This window comes from Lunatibacter salilacus (assembly GCF_009797935.1).
GTDB classification, from domain to species: Bacteria; Bacteroidota; Bacteroidia; order Cytophagales; family Cyclobacteriaceae; genus Lunatibacter; species Lunatibacter salilacus.
The window spans coordinates 1-519 of sequence record NZ_VOLC01000068.1 but is presented as its reverse complement, the minus strand read 5'-3'; the positions used below and the strand labels follow the sequence as shown (position 1 = coordinate 519).

The 519-nt window shown below is 56.6% G+C and carries 1 protein-coding gene; it reads right to left on the bottom strand.

What is annotated here, in order from left to right; all coding sequences use genetic code 11:
* On the bottom strand, positions 1-519 hold a 519-nt coding region (locus tag FQ608_RS27165; RefSeq protein ID WP_199856494.1), incomplete at both ends, for a hypothetical protein.

Genomic DNA, 519 nt, shown 5'->3' with positions numbered 1-519 from the left:
CTTCCGCCGCTGATGCGTTGACGAAGGTTCTCACGGCAAGCTCTGTCGGGAACTTGGTGTTCGTGGCGTCCGAAAGGGTGATATCGGTGGATTTGTTGGCGGAATCCTCCTTTAGGGCGATGGCGGTTTCTGCGGCCGTTTTGTTGGCGTCCACATTGTCCTGCACCGTCTCGATATTATCCTGCAATACTCCTTCCGCGGAAGTCGCACGGGCTGTCTCGGCTAAAAGATTTGTGGTTAACGTAGTTTCGGCGGCAATTGCCCGGGTGGTTTCGGCAGTAAGATCTGCGTTTAGCTTGTCCTCCGCGGAAGTTGCACGGATTGTTTCGGCTTCAAGGTCTGTCGCCAGCTTTTCTTCGGCAGCCGTGGCACGGGCAACCTCCTCGGAAAGGGCTCCGCTGCCTTCCGCCGCTGATGCGTTGACGTAGGTTCTCACGGCAAGCTCTGTCGGGAACCTGGTGTTTGTGGCGTCAGATAGGGTAATATCGGTGGACTTGTTGGCGGCATCCTCCTTTAGGG